This is a genomic window from Aquabacterium sp. (genome assembly GCF_016195855.1).
GTDB lineage: Bacteria > Pseudomonadota > Gammaproteobacteria > Burkholderiales > Burkholderiaceae_C > Aquabacterium.
This window is the reverse complement of record NZ_JACPYU010000002.1, coordinates 89,922-113,996: the sequence shown is the minus strand read 5'-3', so window position 1 is coordinate 113,996 and position 24,075 is coordinate 89,922. Positions and strand designations below refer to the sequence as shown.

Genomic DNA, 24,075 nt, shown 5'->3' with positions numbered 1-24,075 from the left:
AAGCGCAGGAAGGCGATCACGTGGCCAGCAACGCATCTGCATTTCCCGGTAGTACCGGCACCGGCACGGCGCCCGCCGTGCTGCTGCCCATCGTTCAGCAGCATGTGGACGAAGTGGCCATGCTGCGCCACGTCCGCAGCACGCTGCTGACTTCCACCCAGCCCCTGCATGCCCTGCGGCGGCTGGACGAACGCATGGCCGCCCACCTGGACGGCATCGGCGTGGCCGGTGAGGCGGGCGTTGCCCTGCTGGACGCGGCGCTGGAAGGCGCTTCCGTCGGCGCGGTGTTCGCGGCTGCGGTGCTGGCGCTGCAACGCCGCGACGCAGCAAGGCTGCTCAAGGTGGTCGAGCTCGCCAGCGCGGACCACCAGGCGGAGCGGGGCTTGCGTTCCGCGCTGGGCTGGGTCTCCGTGCAGGATCTGCAAGGCACCGTCCGGTCCTTGCTTGGCAGCCGTGTTGGCGTGCACCGGGCCTGGGGGCTGGCGGCCTGCGCCATGCACCGGGTGGACGCGGGCGCCGTTCTCCAGCAGGCCGCGGCAGATGCCGACGTTCGCGTGCGCGCGGCGGCCTGGCTGGTGGCCGGCAGCTTGGGGCGCCGCGATATGGCCACGGCGGCCCGCGATGTGTTGCGCCGGGCCGAGCCGGACGCATCCGGCCCTGCGGGAACGCCTTCAGACAGCGAACTGGAGAAGCAGGCGGCAGCCTGGGCCTTGACCCTGTGGCGCGACGGCGCCGACGAGCTGGTGCGTCGGCACCTGATGCGCGATGGCGCACCTCAGGGTACCGTGGGCGGGCGGTCCACCGATGCCGCGTGGCGCCTGGCGCTCATGGCCGCGCCCATGGACGTGGCCCAGCGAGAAGTCAAACAGCGTGCCGCCGCCGGGGCTGGCAAGGCGGCGACGCGGCAGCTGCTGCGCATGACCGGCTGGGTGGGTGACCCCCAGGTGGCGCCCTGGCTCATCCACCATATGCAGGACGATGCCCTGGCTCGCCTCGCTGGCGAAGCCTTCAGCCTCATCACTGGCGCAGACCTGGCGCTTCTTGATCTGGAACGCAAGCCGCCCGAGGGCGTCGAGGGCGCCCCCAACGACAACCCTGAAGACGAGAACGTGGCCATGGACGAAGACGACAGCCTGCCCTGGCCCGATCCGGCCAAGGTGCAGGCCTGGTGGCAGGCCAATGCACACCGCTTCGTGCCGGGGCGGCGCTACTTCGTGGGTGAGCTACCCAGCCCTGCACATTGCATTCACGTGCTCAAGACGCAGGGGCAGCGCCAGCGCGTCATGGCCGCGGAATACCTGTGCCTGCTACGCCCTGGCAGCCAGCTGTTTCCCGTGGCAGCACCAGCCTGGCGTCAAAGCCGCTGGCTGGCAGAAGAAGAGGCGGCCTTGTCATGAACATCCAACCCAATGTGGTGCTGCTGGTGGTCGGGGCAATCATGCTCGTGCTGGCCGTCAAAGATCTCGTCGTGCACCGCAGCCTGACGTCGGCGGGTAAGACCAGGTTGCTGGTGGCGCTGATTTTTGCGGCGGTGCTGGCCTGGAATCAGCTGCATCAACCTTGATATCGGGCTCAATTGCCGCCGGTGATGGTTTTGTAAATCGTGCCGATTCGGCTGGCTGCCCACAGCGTTTGCGGGTTGACGGCAGATACGGACACAGCGCCCTCACCGCCCAAGCCTTGCAATTGCCAGGACAGGGCGCCATCTGTGCTGCGCCACAGTCCTTGTGCCCCAGACACCCACAGGTTGCGGGCATCTGTGCTGGTGATGCTGCGCAGCCGTGCATCGGCGGGCCCTTGCCGTTGCATCCAAGTTTCACCGCCATCCTCACTGAGCAGCAGTGCAACGGGTGTGTCAATCGGGCTGAAAGGTGTGGATTCGCCCAGAAGCCAGATGACCTGCTTGCTCGGCGTGCTGATGTTATGCCAGCCGGTGGGTGGCGGATTGGGCGGCGACACCGTTTGCCAGTTGAGCCCGTCAGTGGTTCGCAGCAGCAACCACACACCTGGCGTTTGAATATTCGGGCCCAGTGCCCAGGCGGTGTGGGCATCCACGCCCTTGATGAGCTGGACATGGGCGTTGCCTGGCGTGTTTTGCGTGATCCAACTGGCGCCGCCATCCGTGGTTTTGACGATCTTGCCACCTGTGCCACCGCCCCAGACCAGGTCGGCCCCCAGGGCATCAATGGTCATCAGGCTACCAGGGGCCGCAGGGGGTGCTGACCAGGTCGTGCCGTCCGTGGTCTTGAGCAGCCCTTGTTCCATGGGCAAGGCCCAAGCGCTCGTTGCAGACACCGCGCTCATGCTCACAATCGGCACATGCGAGCCAATGCTGGCGTCGACCCAATCTCTACCGCCATTGTTGGTTCTGAGGACGGTGCCCAGATCACCTGCGGCCCAGGCGATCTGATCACTGATGGCCTTGATGACGCTCAGTCCAGAGGGCAGCGCCGACGAACTGGCCACCTTTTGCAAGCTATCTGACGCGAGCCGATAGACGCTGCTGGAACCATAGACCCAAGCGACTTGCCCTTCCAACGTGGCCAGATCGAAAAAGCTCGGGGTGTCGGCACCATTGATGGCTTGCCAATGGGCCCCTCGGTCATTCGTAAACCATAAGACAGGCTGATCAGTGCCGCCTGAGGCGCGCACAACGCCCAGCAGCCAGGCTGAATCCGCACTGGTTGCAAGTACCCGGTTGATCTGTCGGGCGATGACATTGCTCGTGGGCAAACTCGTGGAGACGGCCCAGCTGGTGCCACCATCTTGGGACAGGTACACGACGCTGTTCGCATCTGCTGCCCAGACGATCTTGTCCGATGCGGCCGAGAGCGACTCTATGAAGATACCTTGGCCGACGGTGCTGCTCTGCCAGTGCGCGCCACCATCTGTCGTTCGCCGGATGGTGGCCCCTGATCCCACCCAGGCGATATCGCGGCTGAACGCGGTCAGCGCCCCACCCTCCGGCCTGGGTGTGATCGGTGAGCCCGGCACAATGGTGTCGAGCATTGTCCAGGTCTGCCCGCCATCCGTGGTGCGCCAAGTTGATATGCCATTGGTGATCCAGGCGGTCTGGGGATCTATGGACACGATGTGCTTAAAACCGAAGGTGTCGTTGCCCTCGATGTTTTGCGCCGTCCAGCTGATGCCCCCATCGCTGGTCTTGATCACCGCATTGCCGTCGCCCGCAGCCCAGGCCGTGTTGTCTTGAAAGGCGCTGAGGTCATTCAGCCGTTGCGTGGTGGGCAAGGGCACGGCTCGCCAGCTCACGCCGCCGTCGACGCTCTTCAACAAGTGCCCCGCGCTGATGCCAAATTGGGTGAAGGCGGTAAGCGCCGCCGCGCGTGTGATGGTGGGGGTGATGTTTTGCGGGAACTGCCGACACCACCCTTGCGCGAAGCCCGTGCCACTGCAACTCAAGCCTGCGACCGTGGCCAGTGCCTCGGGGCCGACATGCACACTCATCCTGACCACGCCGCTTTGACCCGTGTCATCAGTGCATTGCACCGTCACGGTCAAGACGGTGTCACTGCTGGTTGTATAGGTGTGGCTGACCTCGGCCTTGTCGAAGGCGCTGCTGCTGCCTTCGGTGCTGCCGTCGCCGAAATCCCACTTGTAGTGGCGCGAGCCCGTGCCGACGCAGTCGGCCTTGAAGGTCACCGGGTTGCCGGGCCAGGTCTCCTGCAGGCTGGCGCTTTGGGCGTTGACAGTGGGGGCGGGGTTCAATCGGTTGATGGACGACTCGCCACCGCCGCCGCCACAGGCGATCAGGTTGAGGCTCAGCCCGGCACAGGCCAGCAGATGTCTTGTGGGATTGCGCCACCGATTGCAAGCCATGTTGCGCTCCTTGTCTGACGAATCAGAATGTGCCCAGCAGGCTGATGGTCAGACCCTGGGTGTTGTCGCGCAATTCATCGTGTGCATACACGGACACCGCACCACCGCCCGAGGGTTGGGATGACAGGGCGTAGTCACGGCTACGCACGCTTTGCGAGCGGTAGCCTATGGTCATGGTCAGACCGGTGTCGCCCTTGATCAAGGCGGGTGTGAACGCATAGGCCAGGCCGACTTCGCTGACGGTATAACTGGCGCTCCTTGTGCCTTGCCCGTCTGCATCGGCTCCTGGGAGCTTGAGGCTCAGGCGGCCCAGGCCCAGTGTGCCGTATAGCGCCCATCCTGCAGGCAGCGGCGCCGTGGCCGAGGCGCCCAGCACCGGGCCACGCCAGGTGAAGCGTCCGCCGGCTTCTTGGGTCAGCCGTTTGAAGCCTGCAGTCAAGGTGATGCCTGGCGTGGCTGCCCAGCCGGCATTGAGATCAAACTCGCTGCGTGAGGCAGAGATGGTGGTCACGGCGTTGTGCAGCGTGTAGTTGGTTTTGCTCATGACGCTGGTCGTGATGGACCAGGGGCCTTGTCGCACGCTGATGACCGGGATGAAGGCCAATGTCTGGTCGCTGGATACCGATTCGACCACTTGCAAGGCGCTGCCGCCAATCTGAACGCGGTTGATGTCCCAGCTGTCCCATTGGTTCAGCCAGGCTTTGGCGCCCACACTCACGTGCCATCGGTTGGCGTCTGCTTCATCCGTGGTCTGGGCGGGGCAACTGGCAGCGCCACACAGGCACGCGGTCGACAAGGCGAGGGTGAGTGTGTGATGCATGGTGTGTCCTACCTGTTGAATTGATGATTCAGAAAATGGCTGGAACAACGGGCTGCGCCGGCCGGGGGGCAGGGCTGCTTGCTGGCGAGCCTTGCTGGATTTTTTGTTCCAACATTTGGTTTTGGGCCCGCAAGCGAGTGAGCTCATGCTGATCCTCTCTTGAGGCACAGCCGGCAAAACAGAACTCGCCCGTGAACGACGAATAGACAAACGGCGTTTGCCCTTTTCGCGCCAGGCGTTGTGACTCCGCGCGAACGCCAGCACCCACGCGCTTGATCATGTCTTCGACGGTGATGCCCGGCGTTTCAATGTGGGCCAGCAGGTGTTTGGTGAGCAGGCCGTTGCGCCCGTTGCCGTCCAGCGCGACGTCGTTGGCGCCCGTGGCATACAGCACGATGGTGCCGATCGGCGCATCGCGTATCGCCCCCAGCCCGTAGGCAATGGGCCCTGCTTGCTGGTTTTGAACGCTCAGCCCTCTGAGCAGATTCGGGCCGTTGTCGCCAGGTGTGGGTAATGAACCTGCGAAGGGGTCTTCCCGGCAGGCGTCCAGTGTGACCACATTGAAGGTATTGCCCTTGGACTTGATTTGGTCCAGCAAGTCCTGGACGTCGACCAGCTGCTGCGGAACGTCAGACATGTTGCGCACCGATGCACGGGTAGGCACGAGGTAGTTGTGCCCCTGAATCTGCACGGCATGGCCCGCGTAGTAGACCAGGCCGTGGCTGTCTGGCGTGAGCTGGGCGACAAACTCGGCGAATAACTTCAGTACGGTGGCGCGATCCGGGATGTCCGTGTGGCACAGCGTTTTGAAGTGCAGCCGTCGCAGGCTCTGGCACATATCCTGGGCATCATGAGCCGGGTTGTTCAGCGGCGTCATGCCTTCATAGCGCGCATTGCCCACCACCCATGCCAGCCGAGGGGGTGGGGTGTCTATTGGGGCGGCAATCGCGCTGATGGGGCGCAAGCATGTACACAGGGCGATCAGGCCGATCAATGAGACAAGATGCCGCCGCGCTGGCGCCAGGCAAATCATTGCACGCTCCGTGAACCATTGATTTTTGGATGCGCTGGGCAGCGAAGACCGCGCATGCGCCAGCAAAGCTGGGCAAGCTTGACGCAATCGAGGCAAATGTCACGTGACTTTGGTTAGTCGCATGGCCTGTATCAAGGCTGCGCGCATGACTTTCGTTGATTGACCAAGGTCAGCTGCCCCGACACCATTCGGATCATCGCCCCCACCCATTTCTATAACAGGGGCAGTCTGGAGCCTTCATGCACTTGCTCATCCGCGCCGTCAGCCTGGCTGGCCAGCCCTTGACGCAGGCGATTTCCGCTTACTTCGACGAGCGCGGCGGCACCATCGGCCGCTCCGACACGAACACCCTGGCACTGCCCGATCCGGAGCGCCGCATCTCACGCCTGCAGGCCGAGGTCAGCCGCGGCCCCGAGGGCTGGCGCATCCTCAACGTGGGCAATGCCAACCCGATCTGGCACAACAACAAGCCCGTGCCACCTGGCGAGGGCGTGCTGCTGGACGAAAACGACGAGCTGCAGATCGGCACCTATGCCTTGCTGGTGAACTACTCGCAAAACGACGCCACGGCCCGCACCATCACCAAAGGCCGCGCAGCAGTGGATTCGCGCACGGTCATCGTCGGGTCGGGTCAAGAGCCGCGCACCGATCCCAGCCTGATGCGGGCGGCCGAGCATGGCACAGGGGTGCAGGCGCCGGTTGCGGCACCTGCACCTGCGCCCGCATTTGCACCTGCACCCACACCGCCGTCCTCCAACGCCTCGCCTTTTGCCGATCTGCTGGGAGGCCTCAGTGGGGCGTCGTCGGTCGCAGGCGCGCCGGTGGCACCCGCGTTTGTGCCCGCACCGTCTCCATCGCCGGCCTCTCCGTTCGCCGACCTGCTGGGCGGCTTTGGCTCCCCCGCGCCGGCCCCGGCGCCCTCTGCGCCCGCGCCCGCCACACCGGCACGCCTGCCGGATGATTTTGATCCCTTTGCCGACCTCCAGTCCGCCCCCACCCCATCGGGCCGGCCGGCTGCCGCGGCCAGCACTTGGGATCTGCCGCAAGCGCCCACGCCACCCGCCAGTGCCTCGCCTTTTGACCTGTCACCCGGTGCCAAGCCCTTGCCCGGCGACCTGGACCTGATGGGCTCGGTCGCGCCACCCGGTGCCCAGTCCATTGACCAGATGTTCGGGCTGGGTGGGGGCGCCTCGTCCGACCCGCTGGCGTCCTTCCTGAAAAAGACCGAACCGGCGGCACCTGCCCAGGCCGCAGCCGGCACGCCCATCAGCATGGACCCGCTGTCCTTGATCAAGCCCCGCGCTGACATCAGCACCTCGGCGCCAGACAAGCCGCCCGTCGATGCCGGATCGGCCTTCCCCGACGATGTGCCCGAGCTGCAGGCGGCGATGCCACTGCCACCCGTGGCCTCGCCCAAGCCCGCTGCGCCCCCCGAGCCGCTGGAGGCCTCCTTCTCCTTCATGCCGCAGCCCAAAGCGGCCGACAAGATCGCAGACAAGGCGCCAGGCAAGGCTGAGGCCAGCGGTGCCTCACCTTTTGCCGACCTGGGCCTGGGCACACCCGCCCGGTCCGGTGGCTTGCTCGACGACCTGGACCTGTCGCCCCAAACGGTGCCCAGCGTGCACGTCAAAAAGGCGATCGATGTGAGCGCGCCGGTGGGCCATGAACCCCTGGTCGAGCCCTTGCAGACCCAGCTGCCCATCCCGCAGACGGCCGTACCGCATGTCGAGGTCAAGGTGCCCGAGCCGGTGCCGGCCGTTGCACCCGCTCCCGCTCCCGCCACCGCTTCGGCATCTGCCGCAACGACCTCCGCAGCGCTCACCAACCCGGCCGCCAGCGCCGGTACGCAAGCCGGCACGCAAGCCGACACGCAAGCGCTGTGGGCCGCTTTCTGCGAGGGCGCCGGCATCCACTTCACGCCACCGCAAGGCCTCAACCCCGATCTGATGCGCGTCATCGGCCAGTTGCTGCACCACACCGTGGACGGCAGCCTCAAGCTGGTGGCCGCCCGCGCCGCCACCAAGCAGGAGATGCGCGCCGAGGTCACCGTGATCCAGGCCCGTCGCAACAACCCCCTGAAGTTCTCGCCCGACACCGTGTCGGCCATGGAGCAGCTGCTGCAGCCGCCGCTGCGTGGCTTCATGTCCGGCCCCGAGGCCGTGGCCGACGCCATGGACGACCTGCTGGGCCACACCATCGGCACCATGGTGGGCATGCGCGCGGCCCTGGAGGGCGTGCTGGCCCGCTTCGAGCCCGATGCGCTGGAGGCCAAGCTGGTGGGCCGCAGCATGCTCGACAGCCTGCTGCCCATGAACCGCCGCGCCAAGCTATGGGAGCTCTACCTGCAGCACTACGACGCCGTCAAGGCCGAGGCGCAGGACGACTTCCACAACCTCTTTGGCCGTGCCTTCCTGCAAGCCTACGAAGAACAACTGGACCGCCTGGATGCCGAACGCCGCCAGACCGGCCGTGACCCAGCCAAACCTGCATGATGCACATTGAAGTAGCCAGCCGCAGCGAAGTCGGCCAGCGTTCGCACAACGAAGACGACTTTCGCCAAGGCACCTCTGGCACGCAGGTCTATGCCGTGCTGTCTGACGGCGCAGGCGGCCACAGCAATGGCGCCATGGCCTCGGACATCGTGGTGCGCACCGCCACCTTGCTGCTGCAGCGCGCCACCGTCTACAACCCCGCGGTGCTGGAGGCCTCCATCGAAGAGGCCAACGAGGTGCTCAACGCTGGCCAGGAGGGCTTCAAGAGCCACCAGCGCATGCACGCCACCGTGGTGGTCCTGTGGCTGGAGGCGCAAGAAGGCCTGGCCATGTGGGGCCATGTGGGCGACTCGCGCCTGTACCGCGTGCGCCAGGGTGTGGCCCAGCAACTCACCACGGACGACAGCGTCGTGCAGCACATGGTTGATGCCGGCTTCATCAAGCCGGAAGAAGCCCGCCACCACCCGCGCAAGAACCAGCTGCTGGCCGCGATGGGCAGCGAAGAAACGCCGCACGTGCACCTGACGCGCGAGCCACAGGCACTGATCGAGGGTGATGCCTTTTTGCTGTGCTCGGACGGCTGGTGGGACCAGCTCGAACCGGCCGACATCGAGCGCACCCTGCTGCAGGCCGGCAACCCCCAGCAGTGGCTGGACCAGATGGCCGAGCTGGTGGCGCAGCGCCAGGTGCCCAACCAGGACAACTACACTGCGGTGGCCGTCTGGGCGGGCAACCCCAGCGAGGTCACCCGCATCGGTCCATGATGGGCCTTGATGCCAGCCCATGACCCTGTCGATGACAAAAGTCGCTTCTCACCTCCAGGCCATCGCTCTACAGTGACGGCCGTCACCCCTTCAAGGACCTGTCCATGAACACGTCTTCCAACTCTTTCCTGATCCGTGCCTTGAGCGCCGTCGCCCTGCTGGCCAGCCTGAATCTGGCGCATGCCGAAGGCCCCACCCCCACCACCGTGCTCAAAGGCAAGGCCGTGACCGAGGGCAACCTCATCGACGCCCTGACGCCCGAAGAGCCCGTGGTCACGCGCTCCCTGCGCGTGCAGCGCGACACGCCTGGCCAGCAGGCCGCCCGCAAGCCCAGCGCCTCGCTGCTCATCACCTTCGAGACCAACTCCGCCGAGTTGACCCCGCAGGCCAAGAAGCAGCTGGACGTGGTGGCCGCCGCGCTGCGCAACAACAAGCTGGCCGAGTACGGCTTCAACGTCGAAGGCCATGCCGACCCGCGTGGCGCCCACGACAGCAACCTGAGCCTGTCGCAGCAGCGCGCCGAGAGCGTGCGCAACTACCTGATCACGGCGCATGCAATCGAGGCCAAGCGCCTGAAGGCCGTGGGCAAGGGTGATGCCGAGGTGCTCAACGCCAAGGACCCGGCCGCCGCCGAGAACCGCCGTGTCACCATCGTGACCGACGTCTCGAAGGACTGATCGCGCCAGCGGCCCCCGCGAAATCGGTGCGGGGGTGGTGTACGCTGCGCGGCTGTGAGAAAACACCATGCAGTCATCGTGATCGGTGGCGGCCCCGCCGGGTCGTCTGCAGCCCGCACCCTGGCCAGTCAGGGCGTGGACGTCGCCCTCATCGACAAGGCGGTGTTCCCCCGGGCCAAACTCTGCGGTGGCTTGCTCACGCTCAGAAGCCGCAAGCTCTTTGCCCGCATCTTCGGTGAAGCGGCCTGGGACCAGGCCTTCGAGTACGAGGCAGATGGCATCCGCCTGTTTCACCGGGACCGGTGCCTGAGCGAGGTGGGTGGCCACAGCGCGCTCTATTTCACCTGCCGTCGCGACTTCGACCACTACCTGCTTGGCCTGGCCCGAGAGCAGGGCACCACCTTGTACCTGGGCGATGGCCTGGCCGCGATCGACCTGGACCAGCAGGTGTGCCGCCTGCAGTCCGGCCAAGAGATCCGTTATGACCACCTCATTGGCGCCGATGGTGTCAACAGCACCGTGGCCCGCACCTTGTTTGGCGCGTCGTACGACCGCGAGAAGATCGCGTTCGCGCTGGAGATGGACGTGGACCGCGCGCTGTTGCAACGCGAGGTCAGGCAACCGGAGATCTACTTCGGCGTGGTGAAGTGGGGCTATGGCTGGGTGTTCCCCAAGCGGGACACGGTCACGGTGGGCGTGGGCGGCATCCAGGCCCGTAACCCGCAGATGAAGCAAGACTTCGAGGCCTTCCTGCGCAGCGTGTTCGGCACCATGCCGCCGGGCAAGATCAAGGGGCACCACATCCCCTTTGGCGATTACAAGCCGACGCCCGGCGCGGACAAGGTGCTGCTGGCCGGTGATGCTGCCGGCCTGGTGGAGCCCATCACCGGTGAGGGCATCGCCTTTGCCATGCAGAGCGGCTACTACGCCGCACAAGCGGTGCTGGAGGCGCAGGCCTCGGGCGGCCGTGTGCCCGCACTGACGGCCTACCAGCACCGCCACAAGGCCATCACGCAGGCACTGGACCACGCCAACCGCCTGCGCTACCTGATCTTTCCTCAGGTCTGCGAGCGCCTGCTGGTCAAGGCCCTGCCGCGCAGCACACAGGTCACGCGCCTGCACCTGGACCTGATGGCCGACGAGATCGGTTACGGTGATTACGCCAGGCGCCTGGTTGTGCGGGTGCTCAAGGGCCTGGTCAACGGGCGCTTCTTCTGAGCCTGGCAGGCCGCGCGGATGCGCTCAGTTTGTGGGGCACGACACGCGGGTCAGCAACTCGGTCAGTGGTTGCGGCTTGTGGAGCAGGTAACCCTGTGCGTGGTCCACGCCCAGCTTGCGCAAGGCATGCAGCGTGTCTTCGGTTTCAACGAACTCCGCGATGGTCTTGATGCCCAGCACGCGTGCCACTTCGCAGAAGCAGCGCACGGTGGCCTGGTCCAGCGGGTCGTTCACCAGGGCCTTGATGAACTGGCCATCGATCTTGAGGTAGTCCACCGGCAAGGTCTTGAGGTAACCAAAGGACGAAGCACCCGAGCCGAAGTCATCAAGCGCCATGCGCACACCGCGCTGGCGCATGCCGTCAATGAAGGCGCCGGCATCGGCCAGGTTGGTGATGGCCGATGTCTCGGTGATCTCCAGGCAGAGCTTGCGCACATCCACTGAGGTCTCGGCGATCAGCTCCTGCATGAACTGGTGGAAGGTCGAATCGCTGATGGACTGACCGGACAAGTTGACGGCGATGGTGTCGATCTGATCGAGCGCCTCGCCTTGGCTGGCCAGCCACTCGAACACATGGCGCACCACCCAGCGGTCGATGCGCGAGGCCATGTGAAAGCGCTCGGCCGCGGGCAGGAAGGCGCCCGGCGGGATGACGCTGCCATCGGTGTCCTTCAGGCGCAACAGCACCTCGCAGTGCAGGCCTTGGGTGTCCTGGTGGATGGCGGCGATGCGCTGGCCATAGAGGATGAAGCGGTTCTCGTCGAGCGCCTGCTCCAGCCGGCTGGCCCATTGCATCTCGCCCTTGCGGGCTCGCATGGCCTGGTCGGTGTCGTACCAGGCATGCACACGGTTGCGGCCGGCTTCCTTGGCGGCATAACAGGAGGTGTCGGCCGCTTGCAGCACGGAGGCGGTGGTGGCCCAGCGCTTGTCCAGCGGCACCAGGCCGATGCTGGTGCCGATGCGAAAACGCCGGCCATCGTGGATGAAGCGGAACTCGCTCATCTGGTCGCAGATGTCCTGCGCGACGCGGTGGGCCTGGTCCACATTGCAGTGCTCCAGGATCACGCCGAACTCGTCGCCACCCAGGCGCGCCAGCGTGTCACGCGCACGCACGCAGCCTTGCAGCAGATTGGTCACCTGGCACAGCAGCTGGTCGCCCACGCTGTGGCCGCAGGCATCGTTGACGAGCTTGAACTGGTCCAGGTCGATGTACATCAGCGCGTGGCTGCTGTCGTGCTCGTGCGCTTCGCTCAGCACACGGGTGAGGCGCTTGTCGAACTCGGCGCGGTTGACCAGGCCGGTCAGCTCATCGTGCGTGGCGCGGAAGTTCATCTCGTGGCCCATGCGGCGCTGCTCGGTCACGTCGTGGAAGACCAGGACCACGCCCAGCATGGCGCCGTCTTCATCGCGAATGGGTGCGGCCGAATCCTCGATGCCGTATTCGACGCCATGGCGCGAGATGAGCAGGGTCTGGTCCAGCTGGCCCACATGCACGTCTTCGGCCAGGCAGCGCTCGAAGGGGTTGACCTCGGGCTCACGCGTGAGTTCGTTGACGATGTGAAAGACCTGGCCCAGGGGCTGGTCACGTGCGGCTTCATTGGGCCAGCCGGTCATGCGCTCGGCCACGGGGTTGAGCCATTGCACGCGGCCATGCGCATCGGTGGTGATGACGGCGTCGCCGATGGAGTGCAGGGTCACGCGCAGCAGCTCGTGCTTTTCAGCGAGCTCGCGCTCCATGCGCTTGCGCTCGGTGACGTCGTAGTTGGTGCCCAGCACGCGGGTGGCACGGCCCTTGCCGTCGCGGAACACCGTGGCGCGGCCGTACACATAACGCACATTGCCATTGGGATGCCGCACGCGGAAGTCGAAATCCAGCGCTTTGTGGCCCTTGATGGCAGCGCTCAATTCGCGGCTGGTGTATTCGAGGTCATCGGGGTGGATGCACTGTGCCCAGTCTTTGATGCGGCCGGTGAAATGCTCACGGGGCAGGCCGAAGATGGTGAACATCATGTCGCTCCAGGTGAGCCTGCCATCGGGCAGGGTCAGCTCCCAGATGCCGATTTCATTGGCCTGTGTGGCCAGGGTCAGGCGCTCCTGGTTGGCGTGCAGCGCGGCCTCCACGGCGTGCTTCTCGGTGACGTCTTCCAGGATGGCCAATGAGCGGCCAGGCTGGCCATCGGCCTCGCGCTCCATGATGGCCGACAGGCGCACGTCGATCAGGTTGCCGTCCTTGCGCACCATCTGGTACTCGACGTTGTCGCAGCGGCCCGTGAGCAGGTAGCGCGGCAGCACCACGTTGCGGGCGTACTCGTAGGACGAGGGGGCGAGGAAGTCTGCCGACGAGCGGCCGATGACCTCTTCGCGCGTGTAGCCCATCTTGGCCAGCCAGGTGTCGCTCACCGTGAGCAAGATGCCGTGGCTGTCGATGGAGTGCAGCATGGCCGGCGTGGACTCGTACAGCGAGCGCAGGCGGGCCTTGCTTTCCTGCAGCGAGTGTTCGGCCAGCTTGCGCTCGGTGATGTCGCGCCCCACCGAGTGGATGCCGGTGACGCGGTCGCGCTCATCGCAGATCACGCGGTTGGTCCAGGCCATCCAGCGCAGCTCGCCATTGGCGGCAACGGTGCGGTTCTCGTCCTGCAAGGGCTCGCGGGTGGCCAGCAGGCGGGCGATGTGGGCCCGCACTGCCTCGCGTTCGTCTTCGGGGACGTAGTCGTAGAAGCTGGTGCCGATGAGCTCGTGTGTGGCCTTGCCGTACTGGCGGCTGTAGGCCGCGTTCACGAAGGTGAGCCGCCCTTGCGTGTCGGCCAGCGAGATCAGCTCGGTCTGGTCTTCGACAATGGCGCGGTACAAGGCTTCGTTGTTGGCGATCTCGGCGGCGTAACCCTGGCTGGCCTCCATGGCCCGGCGCATGGTGCGCTCGCGCATGAGCAGGGCTTCGGAAACGGCCTGGGCCAGGTGCTGCAAGGCCTGGCGCTGTTTGCTCGACAGGATGCGCGGTTGCCGGTCGATCACGCACAGCGTGCCGATGCGTGTGCCATCGGGCAGCGTGATGGGGGCGCCGGCGTAGAAGCGGATCCCGGGTTCGCCGGTGACCAGGGGGTTGTTGACGAAACGGGGATCACGCGTGGCATCGGCCACTTCCATCACGTCTTCTTCGAGGATGGCGTGTGCGCAAAAGGAGATGTCGCGAGGGGTCTCGGTGACGGTGGGCAGGCCCACGCGGGACTTGAACCATTGCCGATCGACATCAATGAGGCTGACCAGTGCAATGGGCACACCGCAGGTGCTGGCGGCCAGCTGGGTCAGCGTGTCAAACAAGGGTTCGGGCCCGCTGTCCAGGACGGCCAGCTCGCGCAGCCGTGACAGGCGCTGTACTTCGTTGGCAGGCAGTGGCGCTGGTTGTGTCATCAAACGGTGCAAACAGTGCAAACGGAGCGGTCAGGCTCAAGAAGCGGGGCCGGGCGGGATGGGCCTGCCCGTTGGGATTGTCTCCTTGCGGACCGCCCCGGTATCTGGGGAGTCAGCCGTCTTGTCACCGGTAATTGACCGATTGTCCGCCTCTCCGGGCGCCGTGTCAGCAAGTTCGTGATGGCCGGTGTCAGCGTGTGGCCACTTCTTCGATGTGGACCAGCGTGGCGCCATAACGTTGATCGCAAGGCGTAGTGGCTCCTTCGCACAAGGCCGGTGGCACGAAGGGGCTGCCGGGGCCCTTGTGCTCGGCCCACAGGCGGACTGCCTGGGCCATGTCGAACTCGGGGATGGTGTCGCTGGTATTGAGGGGCAACTGGCCCAGGTCGCGCGGGAAGGGCGAGACCATGGTCACGATGTGGTCTACACCGGCCGGGCCACCGGCGGTGATGTGCCAGCCCTTGCGGGGCAGCTCCACCAGCTTGTCGGCCTCGATGCGGTTGTTTTTGTCCAGCGCATTGGGAAAGAGCAGGTAGAAGTGGTTCTGGTCTGTGCCGGCCAGGTAGACGTAGAGGTAGCCGGGCACGCTGGACTTGACCTGGAACAGCAGCTTGTCCTTGCCGATGAGCAGCTGCGATTTGTCGGTGAGCGTGTTGATGGCCATCAGCGGGTCGGCGTTGCGCACGATGTCTTCCAGAGCGGCCACGATGGTGAATGGGTCGCGTTGCGCGGGCATGGTGGGGGGCGCGGCGGAAGCGGCGGTGGCCGGTGCGCTGGCCGTGGCGTTGCTGCTGGCGGCCTGTGCCACTTGCGAAGCGACCTCACCCGTGGTGGCCGGGCCGGCCTGGTGCGAGCGGGTCATGAACCAGGCCCCACCGCCACCGGCCAGGCCGAGCGCGGCCAGGGCGATCCACAGCTTGTTGAGGCCGCCGTTGGAGGCCGGTGCCGCCGACGAGGACGCAGCGGCGATGGCTGAGGGCGGGACCGGTGTGGCGGCCGAGGGAGGCGGTGCCACCTGCGTGGCCGGGAAGCCGGTCGCCGTGGCGGCCATGGCCGTCATCTGCGTGTGCTGCTTGGCCTGCGTCACCAGGGTGGCCGCATCCATGCCGGCCGGGATCATGACCGTGCGCTCGTCGTCTTCCTGGGCGGGCGCAGGTGGGGTCATGCCGGGCGGCAGGTCGGTGGCAAACAGGCGCTCGCGCAAGGCGGCCATGTTCTGCAGGCGCTGCTCGGGGTGCACGGTCAGGCCTGCATCGATTGCCGCCAGGAAGGGCGCCGAATAACGACCCATGGCCGCTTGCGAGATCGGCGTCATGTCGTCCTTCATCATGCGACCGACCGAGGGGGGCGGTGCCTTGCCCAGGATGGCGGCATACAGCACGGCGCACAAGGCATAGACGTCGGTCCACGGGCCCTGTTTCATCGAGGGCACTTCGGCGTACTGCTCGATGGGCGCGTAGCCCGGCTTGAGGATGACGGTCAGGGCCTGGGTGGCGTCGCCGATCACGCGGCGTGCGGCGCCAAAGTCCAGCAACAAGGGCTTGTTGGGGCCCAGCAGCAGGATGTTGTCGGGCGCGATGTCGCGGTGGTAGCAGTGGTCGGCGTGGATGACGTCCAGTGCGTCGATCAGGGGGCCCAGCATGCCTTTGAGCCAGGCCTCGTCGGGCGGCTGCTTCTGCTCGCGCAACCAGGTCTTGAACGTGGGACCCTGGTAGTAGGGCATCACCATGTAAGCGGTGCCGTTTTCTTCCCAGAAGCGGTAGACCTTGATCAGCGCGGGGTGGTCGAACGAGGCCAGCAGCTTGGCTTCATTGACGAAGCTGCGCATGCCCAGCGTGAAGGTCTCGCGCTGGCGCTCGGATTTGACGGTGACGGAAAGGTCGCTCGCGCGCGTGGCCAGCGAGCCGGGCATGTATTCCTTGATGGCCACCACGCGCTCGAGCTGCGTGTCGTGTGCGAGGTAGACGATGCCGAAGCCGCCTTCACCCACCAGCCCGGTGATCTCGAACTCGTGCAGGCGATGGCCGATGGGCAGGGCATTGCCGCTGTGGCCCCCTGCTGAGGGGCTGGGGCTGCCGGAGGCGGGCGCGGAGGGCGTTGGGGGCGCAGGTTGCGCGGATTCGGCTTGACTCATGAGGGCGATGACAACGCAGGCAGCGCTGAGTTGGGGTTACCAGCTGCCTTGCAGCAGTTCGACGAAATGATCCGGGCCGGGCAGGCCGGGGCCCATGCTCAGGCTACCACCGCCATGGCCCGAATCGGGTAGCCACCACAGGCTTTGGCCCTGGGCCTGTTGATGCAGGCTCATGCCGGCCACCCCTTCCAGCCATTGGCTCAGCGAGGGGTGCGGGGGGCCCTGGTAGCGGTCGCGCCCGACCAGGCGCTGCAGGTTGGGGGCACCCACAGGCGGGGCGGCCTGCCAGGTGGGGGCGGCCATCAGCTGGGCTTCGAAGCTGTCCACCTGGGCGCCCGCGTGCAGGGTGCTCATGGCGGCGTGGGCCACATGGTCCATCCAGCGCTGCAAGGCGGTCTGGTCCTGGCCGGAGTCAGGGGCATGCATGCTGGCCTGGGCCACGATCAAGGGGAAGTAGCGCCCCACGCTGTCCACGCTGGGCATCATCACGCCCATCCACCAGTGCGGGCCGGCGATGCCGGGGCTCCAGGCGAAGCGCCAGATGGGCGCGGTCAGGTAGGTGTTGAGCCAGTGCTCACCCAGTTGCGCGCGGCTGGTCTGCACGCCGCGCGACAACCAGTCGTCGCAGCGCTGCACGAACTCGGGCGGCAGGCGCCGGGCGCTGAAGTCGCCCAGCGAGGCGATCTTGCCGAACCAGCCGCAAGCCGATGTCATCACAGGCCTCCCGGGCAGGAGAAGCTGCTCAGCTCAGGCAGGCGGAAGGGGTTCTGCACGCTGCTGGAGGTGACCGTGAAGGTGGCCTTGCGGCCGCCCACGTTGAACGCGACGTTGAAACGCTCGGGGGCGCCCGCCGGGCTCAGGGCCATGCGGTCAAACAGGCGGAACAGGGCCCAGGGGCCTTCGGTCACGATGGCGTTGTCACCCGCACCGGGCGGCGCCAGCGAGACGCGCACCAGCGAGCTGCCGCGCGGGCCGGGCCATTGCACGCTGGCGGGGATCTGCGGGCCGTGGGCGTACTTCACCAGCTGGCCGTCCACATCCAGCGTGAACTGGGTGATGGTGGCGTCCATCTCGAAGGGCCTGAAGTCCAGGCGCAGGCCGGGCTGGTTGCCACCGGCGCGGAAGAAGGTGTCGCGGATGGCCGCGGCGCGCTGGAACTGCGCCAGCGTGCCGCTGTCCGTGCCCATGGTCGCGCCTTCCAGCTTGCGGAAAGACCAGGGCCGCGTGGACGTGTCCACGAAGCGCGCCAGTTGCTGCTGGAAGAAGCTGTCCATCAGGCCACCGGGCGCGAACATGCGCGCGAAGTCATCCTGCGTGACATCGCGGCTGCTGCTCCGCACGAAGGGGTAACGGCCCGCGATGGCCTGCTGGCAGAACTCGCCGATCTGCGACTTGATGGCCTGGCCCAGGTTGGCACGCGTGGCGTCCAGCGCGGCCGTCGTGCCGCTGACCGACAAGGTGTTGAGCAGCGAGCGGATGGGCTCGGGCAGGCGAGCGGCTTCGGCCTTGATCTTGTTGGGCACGTCGCTGGGGGGCGGCACATTGCCGCCTTGCACGGCGGTCTCGGTGGCGGTCAGCAAGGTGTAGACCTCGTTGATCAGGCCGAGTGTGCCGTCGATGGGCGCGGGGCTCTTGCCATCGGGGCTGGTGACCATCTGGCGCAGGGCCAGGAAGCGGTCGTCCACGATGGACTCGATGCGCCGGCCATCGGCCACGGCGGTGGGTGCGGGCTTGTCACCAAACAGCTTGGCGATCTCGGCGCGGGACTTGTCCAGCGTGCTCTCGGCCTTGTCCTGCGCCTTGTCGATGAGGGACTTGCTCTCCGACAGGCTCAGCGTGGTCTCATGCGACAGCGCCGTCAGCAAAGGCTTCAGGGGCGATTCAGGGCTGGACAGCACACGCGCCATCTGCACGGCCTTGGGCAGGCTGTCAGATGGCAGCATGCGGATGTCGGCGATGAAGCCTTCCCAGATCGTGGCGTACTCGGTGAGGTAGATCTGGCGCACGTCGTCGGTCAGGCGGCGCAGCGCGGTCGGGTCACGCAGGGACTGCGATCGGGCGCTGTCCTGCACACCCAGCACCCAGGTCTCTTCTTCGCTCAACTGCTTGGTGGCCTGGTCCACCTGGGGTTGGAAGCCCTTGTGGTAACCATCAAACGTGAAGAGGCCGGGCACGCCCTTGGTCAGCGGCGCACCGCTGGCGCGCATGAAGACCAGCGCGGCGCTGTTGCCCGCTGCCTTGGCCACGGTGAACTCGGGGATGTCTTCACCCACGCCTTGTTGCTTGAGGCGGTAGTACACGCGCTGCGCCAGGGGGATGGCCACCAGGCGGGCGCGGGTGCTGTCCACCAGCTTGCGGTCTTCAGGCAGGGGGGAGACGGCCGGGCCTTGCGCGAGCAGGTCGTCCAGGTAGCCGTTGAGCTCGGCGCGCTGCTCGGTGGTGACGCTGCGGGGCAGGTTCTGATCCCAGTCGGCCATGAAGTAAGACTTCAGCGCCTTGGGGTCGAAGTGCTGCGGGTCATGCAGCATCACATAGGCCTTGAGGGCTTCGTATTGCAACTCGGGGTTGTCGATGCTGGTCTTGACCTGGTCTTCCACACGCAGGGCGATGCGTGGCAGCAGGGCGTCCACCAGCATGCGCTCGTAGGCCTGGCGCGAGGCCGAGTCCAGCTTGCGGCCCTGGTACAAGCCAAAGCCCAGGGACCAGGGCACGGCCCGTTCGCTGTCACCCACGGCCAGATCGCGTGTGGCCTTGAGCGCGGGCATCAGCACCAGGATGTCGGACGAAGCGCGGTTGGGCGTGGTCTGCAGCAAGGCGCGCACGGCCTGTTCACGCTGGCTCACCGCGTTCACATAAGCGCGGTTGTTGAAGAAGCTCACGCCCCAGGCCACCAGCAAGGCGGTGGCCAGCACACCGATGGTGGCGTAACCGGCCAAGGCCATCAGGCCGCGGCGGCGCTCCCATTTCAGGTCGGTGCCGCCCAGCTCGCTTTCGGCGAACACCACCTCGTTGAGCAGGCGCTCCAGGAAGAAGGCCTTGCCGCTGGCCTTGTTGGGCGGCAGCACGGTGCGCTCGAGCCGGTAGCTGCGGGCGATGCTGCCCAGCATGCGGTCCAGCGGGGTGCCTTCTTGCGTGCCACTGATGAAGTACACACCGCGGATCAGCGGGTTGGCTTCGAACTGCGAAGGCGAGAAGACATCGTCCACAAAGGACTTGAGCACATTGCGCAGGCCACCGAACTGCTGCGGGAAGGCGTAGATGCGGGCGCGGCGGGCCGGGTCGTGTTCCAGCTGCAGTCGGTCGATCAGGCCATCGGTGAGGCGCTTTTCCAGCGCATCGAACTCAGGCAGGAAGCCAGACGCGTCGGAATGCTGCTTGTCGTCGAGCTTGAAGGTGAAGCCCCAGGGCGTGGCGCGGCTGTCGCGGTCCAGCTCGCCCAGGGTGTCCATGAAGCCGGACAGCAGGTCGCATTTGGTCACCATCAGGTAGATGGGAAAGCGCACGCCCAACTGCTCGTGCAGCTCCTGCAGGCGGGTGCGGACGGCAGCGGCCTGGGCCTGGCGCTCGGCGGCCGACTTGGTCAGCAGATCGGGCACGGACACGGTCACCAGCACGCCGTTGACGGGCTGGCGCGGGCGGGCCCGCTTGAGCAGGCCCAGGAAGCCGTTCCAGGCGGTCTGGTCGGCCTGGTGGTCACTGTCTTGCGTGGTGTAGCGGCCCGCGGTGTCCAGCAGCACGGCCTGGTCGGTGAACCACCAGTCGCAGTTACGCGTGCCGGCCACGCCGGGCAGGCCTTGCACACCCGTGCCGGGGGCGGCCAGCGGGAAGCGCAGGCCCGAGTTCAACAGCGCCGTGGTCTTGCCCGAACCCGGTGCGCCGATGATGATGTACCAGGGCAGCTCGTACAGGTAGCGCTTGCCGGCGCGGGCCTTCATGCCGGCCCACACGCCCTTGTGCGCCTCGAAGCGGGCGTTCTTGAGCGTCTCCATGCCCTTTTCAAAGCGCTCGCGCAGCAGCTTGACTTCAGGGGCTTCGGGTGCAGCGTCGGCGCCTTTGGGGGCCGGGGCCAGCAACTGGTTGACGACAGCCTGGTTGGCTTTTTTGGCACGGATGGCGCCGATGACCTTGACCAGCGCGTAGATGCCCACGATCAGGCCGATCAGGATCAGGCGGGACCAGACCGATTCGAGTGGGCGCAGCGTGCCAATGGCGATCAGCGGGCCGACGATCCAGATGACCAGCGACAGGGCCAGCAGGCCGATGATGGCCAGCACCATGCCGCTAAAGAGGAAGGACAGCAGCTTCTTCATGGTTGTGTCTCTTGGGCTGCGTTGTTGTTGGTGTTCTCGCGGGCGACAAACAGGATCACTTCAACGCGGCGGTTGACGGCGCGGTTCGATGCCGTCGTGTTGTCCACCACCGGCTCGCCATCGGCACGGCCTTCGGCGCGGATGCGCTCCTTGGCCACGCCATTGGCCTGCAGCAGGTCACGCACGGTGTCGGCGCGCTCTTGCGACAGGTGCCAGTTGGACGGGAAGCGCATCGAGCGGATGGGCTGGTTGTCCGTGTGGCCGGTGACCAGGATGTTGCCTTGCACCTGCACCAGGGCCTGGGCGATGCGCTTCATGATGGCTTCGCGGTTCTCGGCCAGTGAGGCGCTGCCGGCGTCAAACAGGCCATCGCCACGCAAGGTCACCACGCTGCGGTCGATCTCGTCGCGCACGGCCACCAGGCCCGAGCGGATGTCGGCCTGGAGGAACTGCGCCAGACGCGGCTTGGCAGCGGGGATGGGCGTGGGCGGCACGGGCGGGGCCAGGCGCAGGCTCTGGATGGCGCCGAACACCGGGTCGGAGTGGCCGCTGAGTGCAAAGCTCAGGCCCAGGTACAAGGCCAGCAGGAGCAGGGCGCTCACGGCCGCGGTCACCCACAGGGGCAGCCACGACAGCATCAGGCGGCGCGCTTGGGGCGCGCCTTGCCAGTTCTGCGCCAGCGGCTGGGCGTAGTCGCCACGGGCCTGTTTGAGCAACTGGGCCAGGCGGTCACGCACGGTGTCGAGCTGGGTCTTGCCACCTTCGATCACACGGTAGCGGCCTTCAAAGCCCATCGTGATCACGGCGTAGATGAGCTCGAGCAGGTCACGGTTGGCGGGCACGTCTTCGGCCAGCTTGGCCATCAACTGGAAGACCTTCTCGCCGCCATAGGCCTCGTTGTGGAAGGTGACCAGCAGGTTGTGGCGCGCCCATTGGCCCGAGCCGCCCCAGGGGGTGGAGGCTGCGGCCTCGTCCAGCAGCGTGCACAGGATGTAGCGGGCCGCCAGCACGCGTTCGCTGGCGATGCCGGTGGCGCGGGCCTTGGCTTCGAAGTCGCGCAGGCCGGCGGCCATGGACTCCTTCAGCGCGGCCGGGTCGGCCAGGTGCGTGGTCGAGCGGATCTGCGGCACCAGGGCCAGCAGGGGGTTGGCCAGGGCCACCAGCGGGTTCAGGCCGGTGTCGGGTGCGGCCAGGTCGGCGGCCACATCGGCGCCGCGTGCCAGGTTGTCAAAGGGCGCGGGCGCGCCGGCTGGCCGCTGGCCCGGCGTGGGCATCACGAAGGTGCGCCCGGTGTCGATCGAGGCAAAGGGGTCGATCGGGGGCTGGTTGGGAGGCTGGGTCATGCCGGTCTTTCAATGGCGTCAGGTCAGCGGCTTATCCGTGGCGTGTCAGCGGCCTGTCAGCGACGGATGGCCCACAGGGCCAGCTCCAGGCCGGGGAAGTCGCCGGCCACATGCAGGGCCAGGTTGCCGCTGGCTTCGAACTTCTGCCACAGCTCGCCGCCGCGCTCCAGTTCGAAGTAGAAGAAGCCGGCATGGAAGGGCAGCTGGCGCGGCGCCACAGGCAGCGCACGCAGCGTGATGCCGGCCAGGTTGAAGTTGACGAGCTCCTTGATGCTCTCCACCGGGCCGACCTTGGTCTGCGCCGGGAAGCGCGTGCGCAGCTGCTCGCCGGGGATCTGGGCGTTGACGGCCAGCACGAAGGTGGCGGTTCGCACCATCTCCAGGTCGGGCACGACGGCGGTGCGCACACCGAACTTGCGGTCCACCAGCTCGATCTGCACGGCGTTGTCTTCCTCGACGGCCGAGAGCATGTCGCGGATGGCCTCGAACACGGGCGTGAAGCAGCCGCGCAGGTCATCGTGCTTGTAGAGCGGGAAGTCGGGCGAGCGGCGCGCGGCCGTGTGGAAGGTCGACAGCTCGCCAGCCAGTTGCAGGCAGACATGGAAGAGGTCCTGCGGGTGCACATTGGGCGCGCTGGCGAACTGGCGCAGCAGCGGCTCATGGCGGTTGAGCAGTTGCAGGCGCAGGAACTGCGCCACTTCCGAGACGCCGTGCCCCAGCTGGCCCATCTTGCCGGCCAGGGCATGCGAGCGCTGGCGCACCAGGCCATGCAGCAGCGTCAGGCTGGATGAGAGCTGCCCGCTGGCATCGCACACCACTTGCGGCGGGATGTAGCCGCGGTCCAGCAGCAGGGCGTTGTCGCTGCGGCGCTCGGCCACCAGGGCGCAGCCCAGCACGGTGTAGGCATCGGTCAGCTCCTTGGCGCGCAGCAGGCGCAGGCGCAGGCGGCCGGTCTGGATCTCTTCGGGCTCGGCGGTGGCGTCGGTGTTGTCGCGCACGCCTTCGATCAAGGCCTCGAAACGGGCCAGCTCATCACCCACACCGGCGTCGCCGCCAAAGTCGGCTTCATTGAGACCTTCGCGCTGCACGGGCAGGGCCAGGTAGACGATCTCGTTTTTCAGATCAGACGGGATGTCCAGCGGCGCGGGGGCCGGGTCCAGCTGGGGAATGGCAAAGGGCGTGCCGTCCGGCCAGACGCCGCTGGCGCGGGCGATGCCCAGTCGGCCCAGGGCCAGCAGGCTGTCGTCAAGCTGCAGCTCGGTGAAGCCCCAGGCGAAGGGCGACAGGGCGCGCACGCGGCTGTCGATCAGGCGCTCGGTGTAGCGGGCTTCCTGCTGGAAATGGTGCGGCTGCAGGAACATGCCCTGCGACCAGACGACTTTATTGCGCCAGCTCATGTATTTGCCTTGTATTGCTTGGAGGGCTTCACTTGGTGCTTCACTTCGCCGGGGCGGGCAGGATGGCCACCGTCAGCGGCTCGATCTTGATCACCCAGCGGTTGGTCTTGTTGGCCTCGACCGCCGCGATGGCGCGCGAGCGGGACTTCTCCAGGTCACGGAAGCCCACCAGCACGGCCAGGAACTTGGTATCGGGCTGCGTCTTGCGGTTGACGTCCTTGGTCTCGCCGGGCTTGAGCACGAACTCATCACGCACGACCAAGTCGCTGCCCAGCACGTCCTTGTCACGCTCGTACAGCGAGATGAAGTCCGCCGAATCGAATTGCGTGCGGCTCTTGAGCTCGTACACGCGCACGACCACGGGCGACGGGCGCTTGCGGGTATCCGGGTTGGCCTGAGGCGAGGCCACCACCTTGGCCTCGACCACGGTGGGGTCCGGCTTCATGAAGGGGATGGGGACGTCAGCGCAACCCGCCAGCATCACGCCGATCACGGCAGCAGACAAGCAGCGGGGGAGTGAGGGCAGATGAAAGCGCATGCCAGACGAGGGGTAGGTGACCATATGAAGGAGTAGCGGTCGAGAATAGCGGCGCCCCCGTGCGAGACGCGGTGACTTAGGTAACAAGCCGGGCGTTTTGACCA

Annotated in this window: 16 protein-coding genes; 6 read left to right on the top strand and 10 right to left on the bottom strand. The window is 66.5% G+C overall.

Going from position 1 to position 24,075, the window contains the following annotated elements; translation table 11 throughout:
* The first annotated feature begins 20 nt into the window (after positions 1 to 20).
* A complete protein-coding gene (locus HY019_RS00680) occupies positions 21 to 1,397 on the top strand; it encodes a TIGR02270 family protein (RefSeq protein WP_290687538.1) in 1,377 nt (458 codons plus the stop codon).
* Positions 1,394 to 1,564, top strand: a complete 171-nt coding sequence (locus tag HY019_RS00675) for a hypothetical protein (protein WP_290687536.1) — start codon at positions 1,394 to 1,396, stop codon at positions 1,562 to 1,564. Before HY019_RS00680 ends, HY019_RS00675 begins: the two co-directional genes overlap by 4 nt.
* A gap of 8 nt (positions 1,565 to 1,572) precedes the next feature.
* On the opposite strand, the gene HY019_RS00670 is transcribed toward HY019_RS00675, so the two are convergent.
* The 3 genes from HY019_RS00670 to HY019_RS00660 are packed head-to-tail and all read right to left on the bottom strand — an operon-like array spanning position 1,573 to position 5,690.
* Positions 1,573 to 3,837, bottom strand: a complete 2,265-nt coding sequence (locus tag HY019_RS00670) for a YCF48-related protein (RefSeq protein WP_290687535.1) — start codon at positions 3,835 to 3,837, stop codon at positions 1,573 to 1,575.
* Between the two features lie 22 nt (positions 3,838 to 3,859).
* Positions 3,860 to 4,657, bottom strand: coding sequence for a hypothetical protein (locus HY019_RS00665; RefSeq protein WP_290687533.1), 798 nt, complete (start codon positions 4,655 to 4,657; stop codon positions 3,860 to 3,862).
* A 28-nt stretch (positions 4,658 to 4,685) separates the two neighbouring features.
* Complete coding sequence (locus HY019_RS00660) at positions 4,686 to 5,690, bottom strand: caspase family protein (RefSeq protein WP_290687834.1); 1,005 nt, start codon at positions 5,688 to 5,690, stop codon at positions 4,686 to 4,688.
* Positions 5,691 to 5,929: 239 nt separating this feature from the next.
* Between HY019_RS00660 and tagH the strand changes: the two genes are divergently transcribed.
* The 4 genes from tagH (at position 5,930) to HY019_RS00640 (ending at position 10,841) form a co-directional block, all read left to right on the top strand.
* Positions 5,930 to 8,182 (top strand): type VI secretion system-associated FHA domain protein TagH, encoded by a 2,253-nt coding sequence (gene tagH / locus HY019_RS00655; protein WP_290687531.1) that lies wholly within the window; start codon positions 5,930 to 5,932, stop codon positions 8,180 to 8,182.
* Entirely contained in the window at positions 8,179 to 8,946 is a 768-nt protein-coding gene (locus HY019_RS00650) for a protein phosphatase 2C domain-containing protein (protein ID WP_290687530.1), read from the top strand. Before tagH ends, HY019_RS00650 begins: the two co-directional genes overlap by 4 nt.
* 104 nt (positions 8,947 to 9,050) lie before the next feature.
* Entirely contained in the window at positions 9,051 to 9,623 is a 573-nt protein-coding gene (locus HY019_RS00645) for an OmpA family protein (protein ID WP_290687529.1), read from the top strand.
* Between the two features lie 54 nt (positions 9,624 to 9,677).
* Positions 9,678 to 10,841 (top strand): NAD(P)/FAD-dependent oxidoreductase, encoded by a 1,164-nt coding sequence (locus HY019_RS00640; protein ID WP_290687527.1) that lies wholly within the window; start codon positions 9,678 to 9,680, stop codon positions 10,839 to 10,841.
* Between the two features lie 24 nt (positions 10,842 to 10,865).
* Here the strand turns inward: HY019_RS00640 and HY019_RS00635 are convergent, their stop codons facing one another.
* The 7 genes from HY019_RS00635 to tssJ all read right to left on the bottom strand — a co-directional run bounded on the left by HY019_RS00635 (position 10,866) and on the right by tssJ (position 23,995).
* Entirely contained in the window at positions 10,866 to 14,249 is a 3,384-nt protein-coding gene (locus HY019_RS00635; protein ID WP_290687525.1) for a PAS domain S-box protein, read from the bottom strand.
* A gap of 190 nt (positions 14,250 to 14,439) precedes the next feature.
* Entirely contained in the window at positions 14,440 to 16,383 is a 1,944-nt protein-coding gene (locus HY019_RS00630) for a serine/threonine-protein kinase (protein WP_290687524.1), read from the bottom strand.
* A gap of 36 nt (positions 16,384 to 16,419) precedes the next feature.
* Positions 16,420 to 17,097 carry a type VI secretion system-associated protein TagF gene (gene tagF, locus HY019_RS00625; protein WP_290687522.1) on the bottom strand — a complete coding sequence of 226 codons (678 nt, stop codon included), beginning with the start codon at positions 17,095 to 17,097 and terminating at the stop codon, positions 16,420 to 16,422.
* Positions 17,097 to 20,693, bottom strand: a complete 3,597-nt coding sequence (tssM, locus tag HY019_RS00620; RefSeq protein ID WP_290687520.1) for a type VI secretion system membrane subunit TssM — start codon at positions 20,691 to 20,693, stop codon at positions 17,097 to 17,099. The genes tagF and tssM overlap by 1 nt, the downstream gene beginning before the upstream one ends.
* Positions 20,690 to 22,036: a DotU family type VI secretion system protein gene (locus HY019_RS00615; RefSeq protein WP_290687518.1), complete on the bottom strand. Its 1,347-nt coding sequence runs from the start codon at positions 22,034 to 22,036 to the stop codon at positions 20,690 to 20,692. The genes tssM and HY019_RS00615 overlap by 4 nt, the downstream gene beginning before the upstream one ends.
* Before the next feature lie 56 nt (positions 22,037 to 22,092).
* Positions 22,093 to 23,433, bottom strand: coding sequence for a type VI secretion system baseplate subunit TssK (gene tssK, locus HY019_RS00610; protein ID WP_290687516.1), 1,341 nt, complete (start codon positions 23,431 to 23,433; stop codon positions 22,093 to 22,095).
* A gap of 40 nt (positions 23,434 to 23,473) precedes the next feature.
* The gene (gene tssJ / locus HY019_RS00605) at positions 23,474 to 23,995 is read right to left on the bottom strand and encodes a type VI secretion system lipoprotein TssJ (RefSeq protein ID WP_290687514.1); all 522 of its coding nucleotides are present in this window, start codon (positions 23,993 to 23,995) and stop codon (positions 23,474 to 23,476) included.
* Positions 23,996 to 24,075 lie beyond the last annotated feature (80 nt).

What these genes read in the sequence shown, in the direction of transcription:
- HY019_RS00675 (WP_290687536.1), top strand. Translation starts at nt 1,394, where the DNA reads ATGAACATCCAACCCAATGTGGTGCTGCTGGTGGTCGGGGCAATCATG.
- HY019_RS00670 (WP_290687535.1), bottom strand. Translation starts at nt 3,837, where the DNA reads ATGGCTTGCAATCGGTGGCGCAATCCCACAAGACATCTGCTGGCCTGT.
- HY019_RS00665 (WP_290687533.1), bottom strand. Translation starts at nt 4,657, where the DNA reads ATGCATCACACACTCACCCTCGCCTTGTCGACCGCGTGCCTGTGTGGC.
- HY019_RS00660 (WP_290687834.1), bottom strand. Translation starts at nt 5,690, where the DNA reads ATGATTTGCCTGGCGCCAGCGCGGCGGCATCTTGTCTCATTGATCGGC.
- tagH (WP_290687531.1), top strand. Translation starts at nt 5,930, where the DNA reads ATGCACTTGCTCATCCGCGCCGTCAGCCTGGCTGGCCAGCCCTTGACG.
- HY019_RS00650 (WP_290687530.1), top strand. Translation starts at nt 8,179, where the DNA reads ATGATGCACATTGAAGTAGCCAGCCGCAGCGAAGTCGGCCAGCGTTCG.
- HY019_RS00645 (WP_290687529.1), top strand. Translation starts at nt 9,051, where the DNA reads ATGAACACGTCTTCCAACTCTTTCCTGATCCGTGCCTTGAGCGCCGTC.
- HY019_RS00635 (WP_290687525.1), bottom strand. Translation starts at nt 14,249, where the DNA reads ATGACACAACCAGCGCCACTGCCTGCCAACGAAGTACAGCGCCTGTCA.
- HY019_RS00630 (WP_290687524.1), bottom strand. Translation starts at nt 16,383, where the DNA reads ATGAGTCAAGCCGAATCCGCGCAACCTGCGCCCCCAACGCCCTCCGCG.
- tagF (WP_290687522.1), bottom strand. Translation starts at nt 17,097, where the DNA reads ATGACATCGGCTTGCGGCTGGTTCGGCAAGATCGCCTCGCTGGGCGAC.
- tssM (WP_290687520.1), bottom strand. Translation starts at nt 20,693, where the DNA reads ATGAAGAAGCTGCTGTCCTTCCTCTTTAGCGGCATGGTGCTGGCCATC.
- HY019_RS00615 (WP_290687518.1), bottom strand. Translation starts at nt 22,036, where the DNA reads ATGACCCAGCCTCCCAACCAGCCCCCGATCGACCCCTTTGCCTCGATC.
- tssK (WP_290687516.1), bottom strand. Translation starts at nt 23,433, where the DNA reads ATGAGCTGGCGCAATAAAGTCGTCTGGTCGCAGGGCATGTTCCTGCAG.
- tssJ (WP_290687514.1), bottom strand. Translation starts at nt 23,995, where the DNA reads ATGGTCACCTACCCCTCGTCTGGCATGCGCTTTCATCTGCCCTCACTC.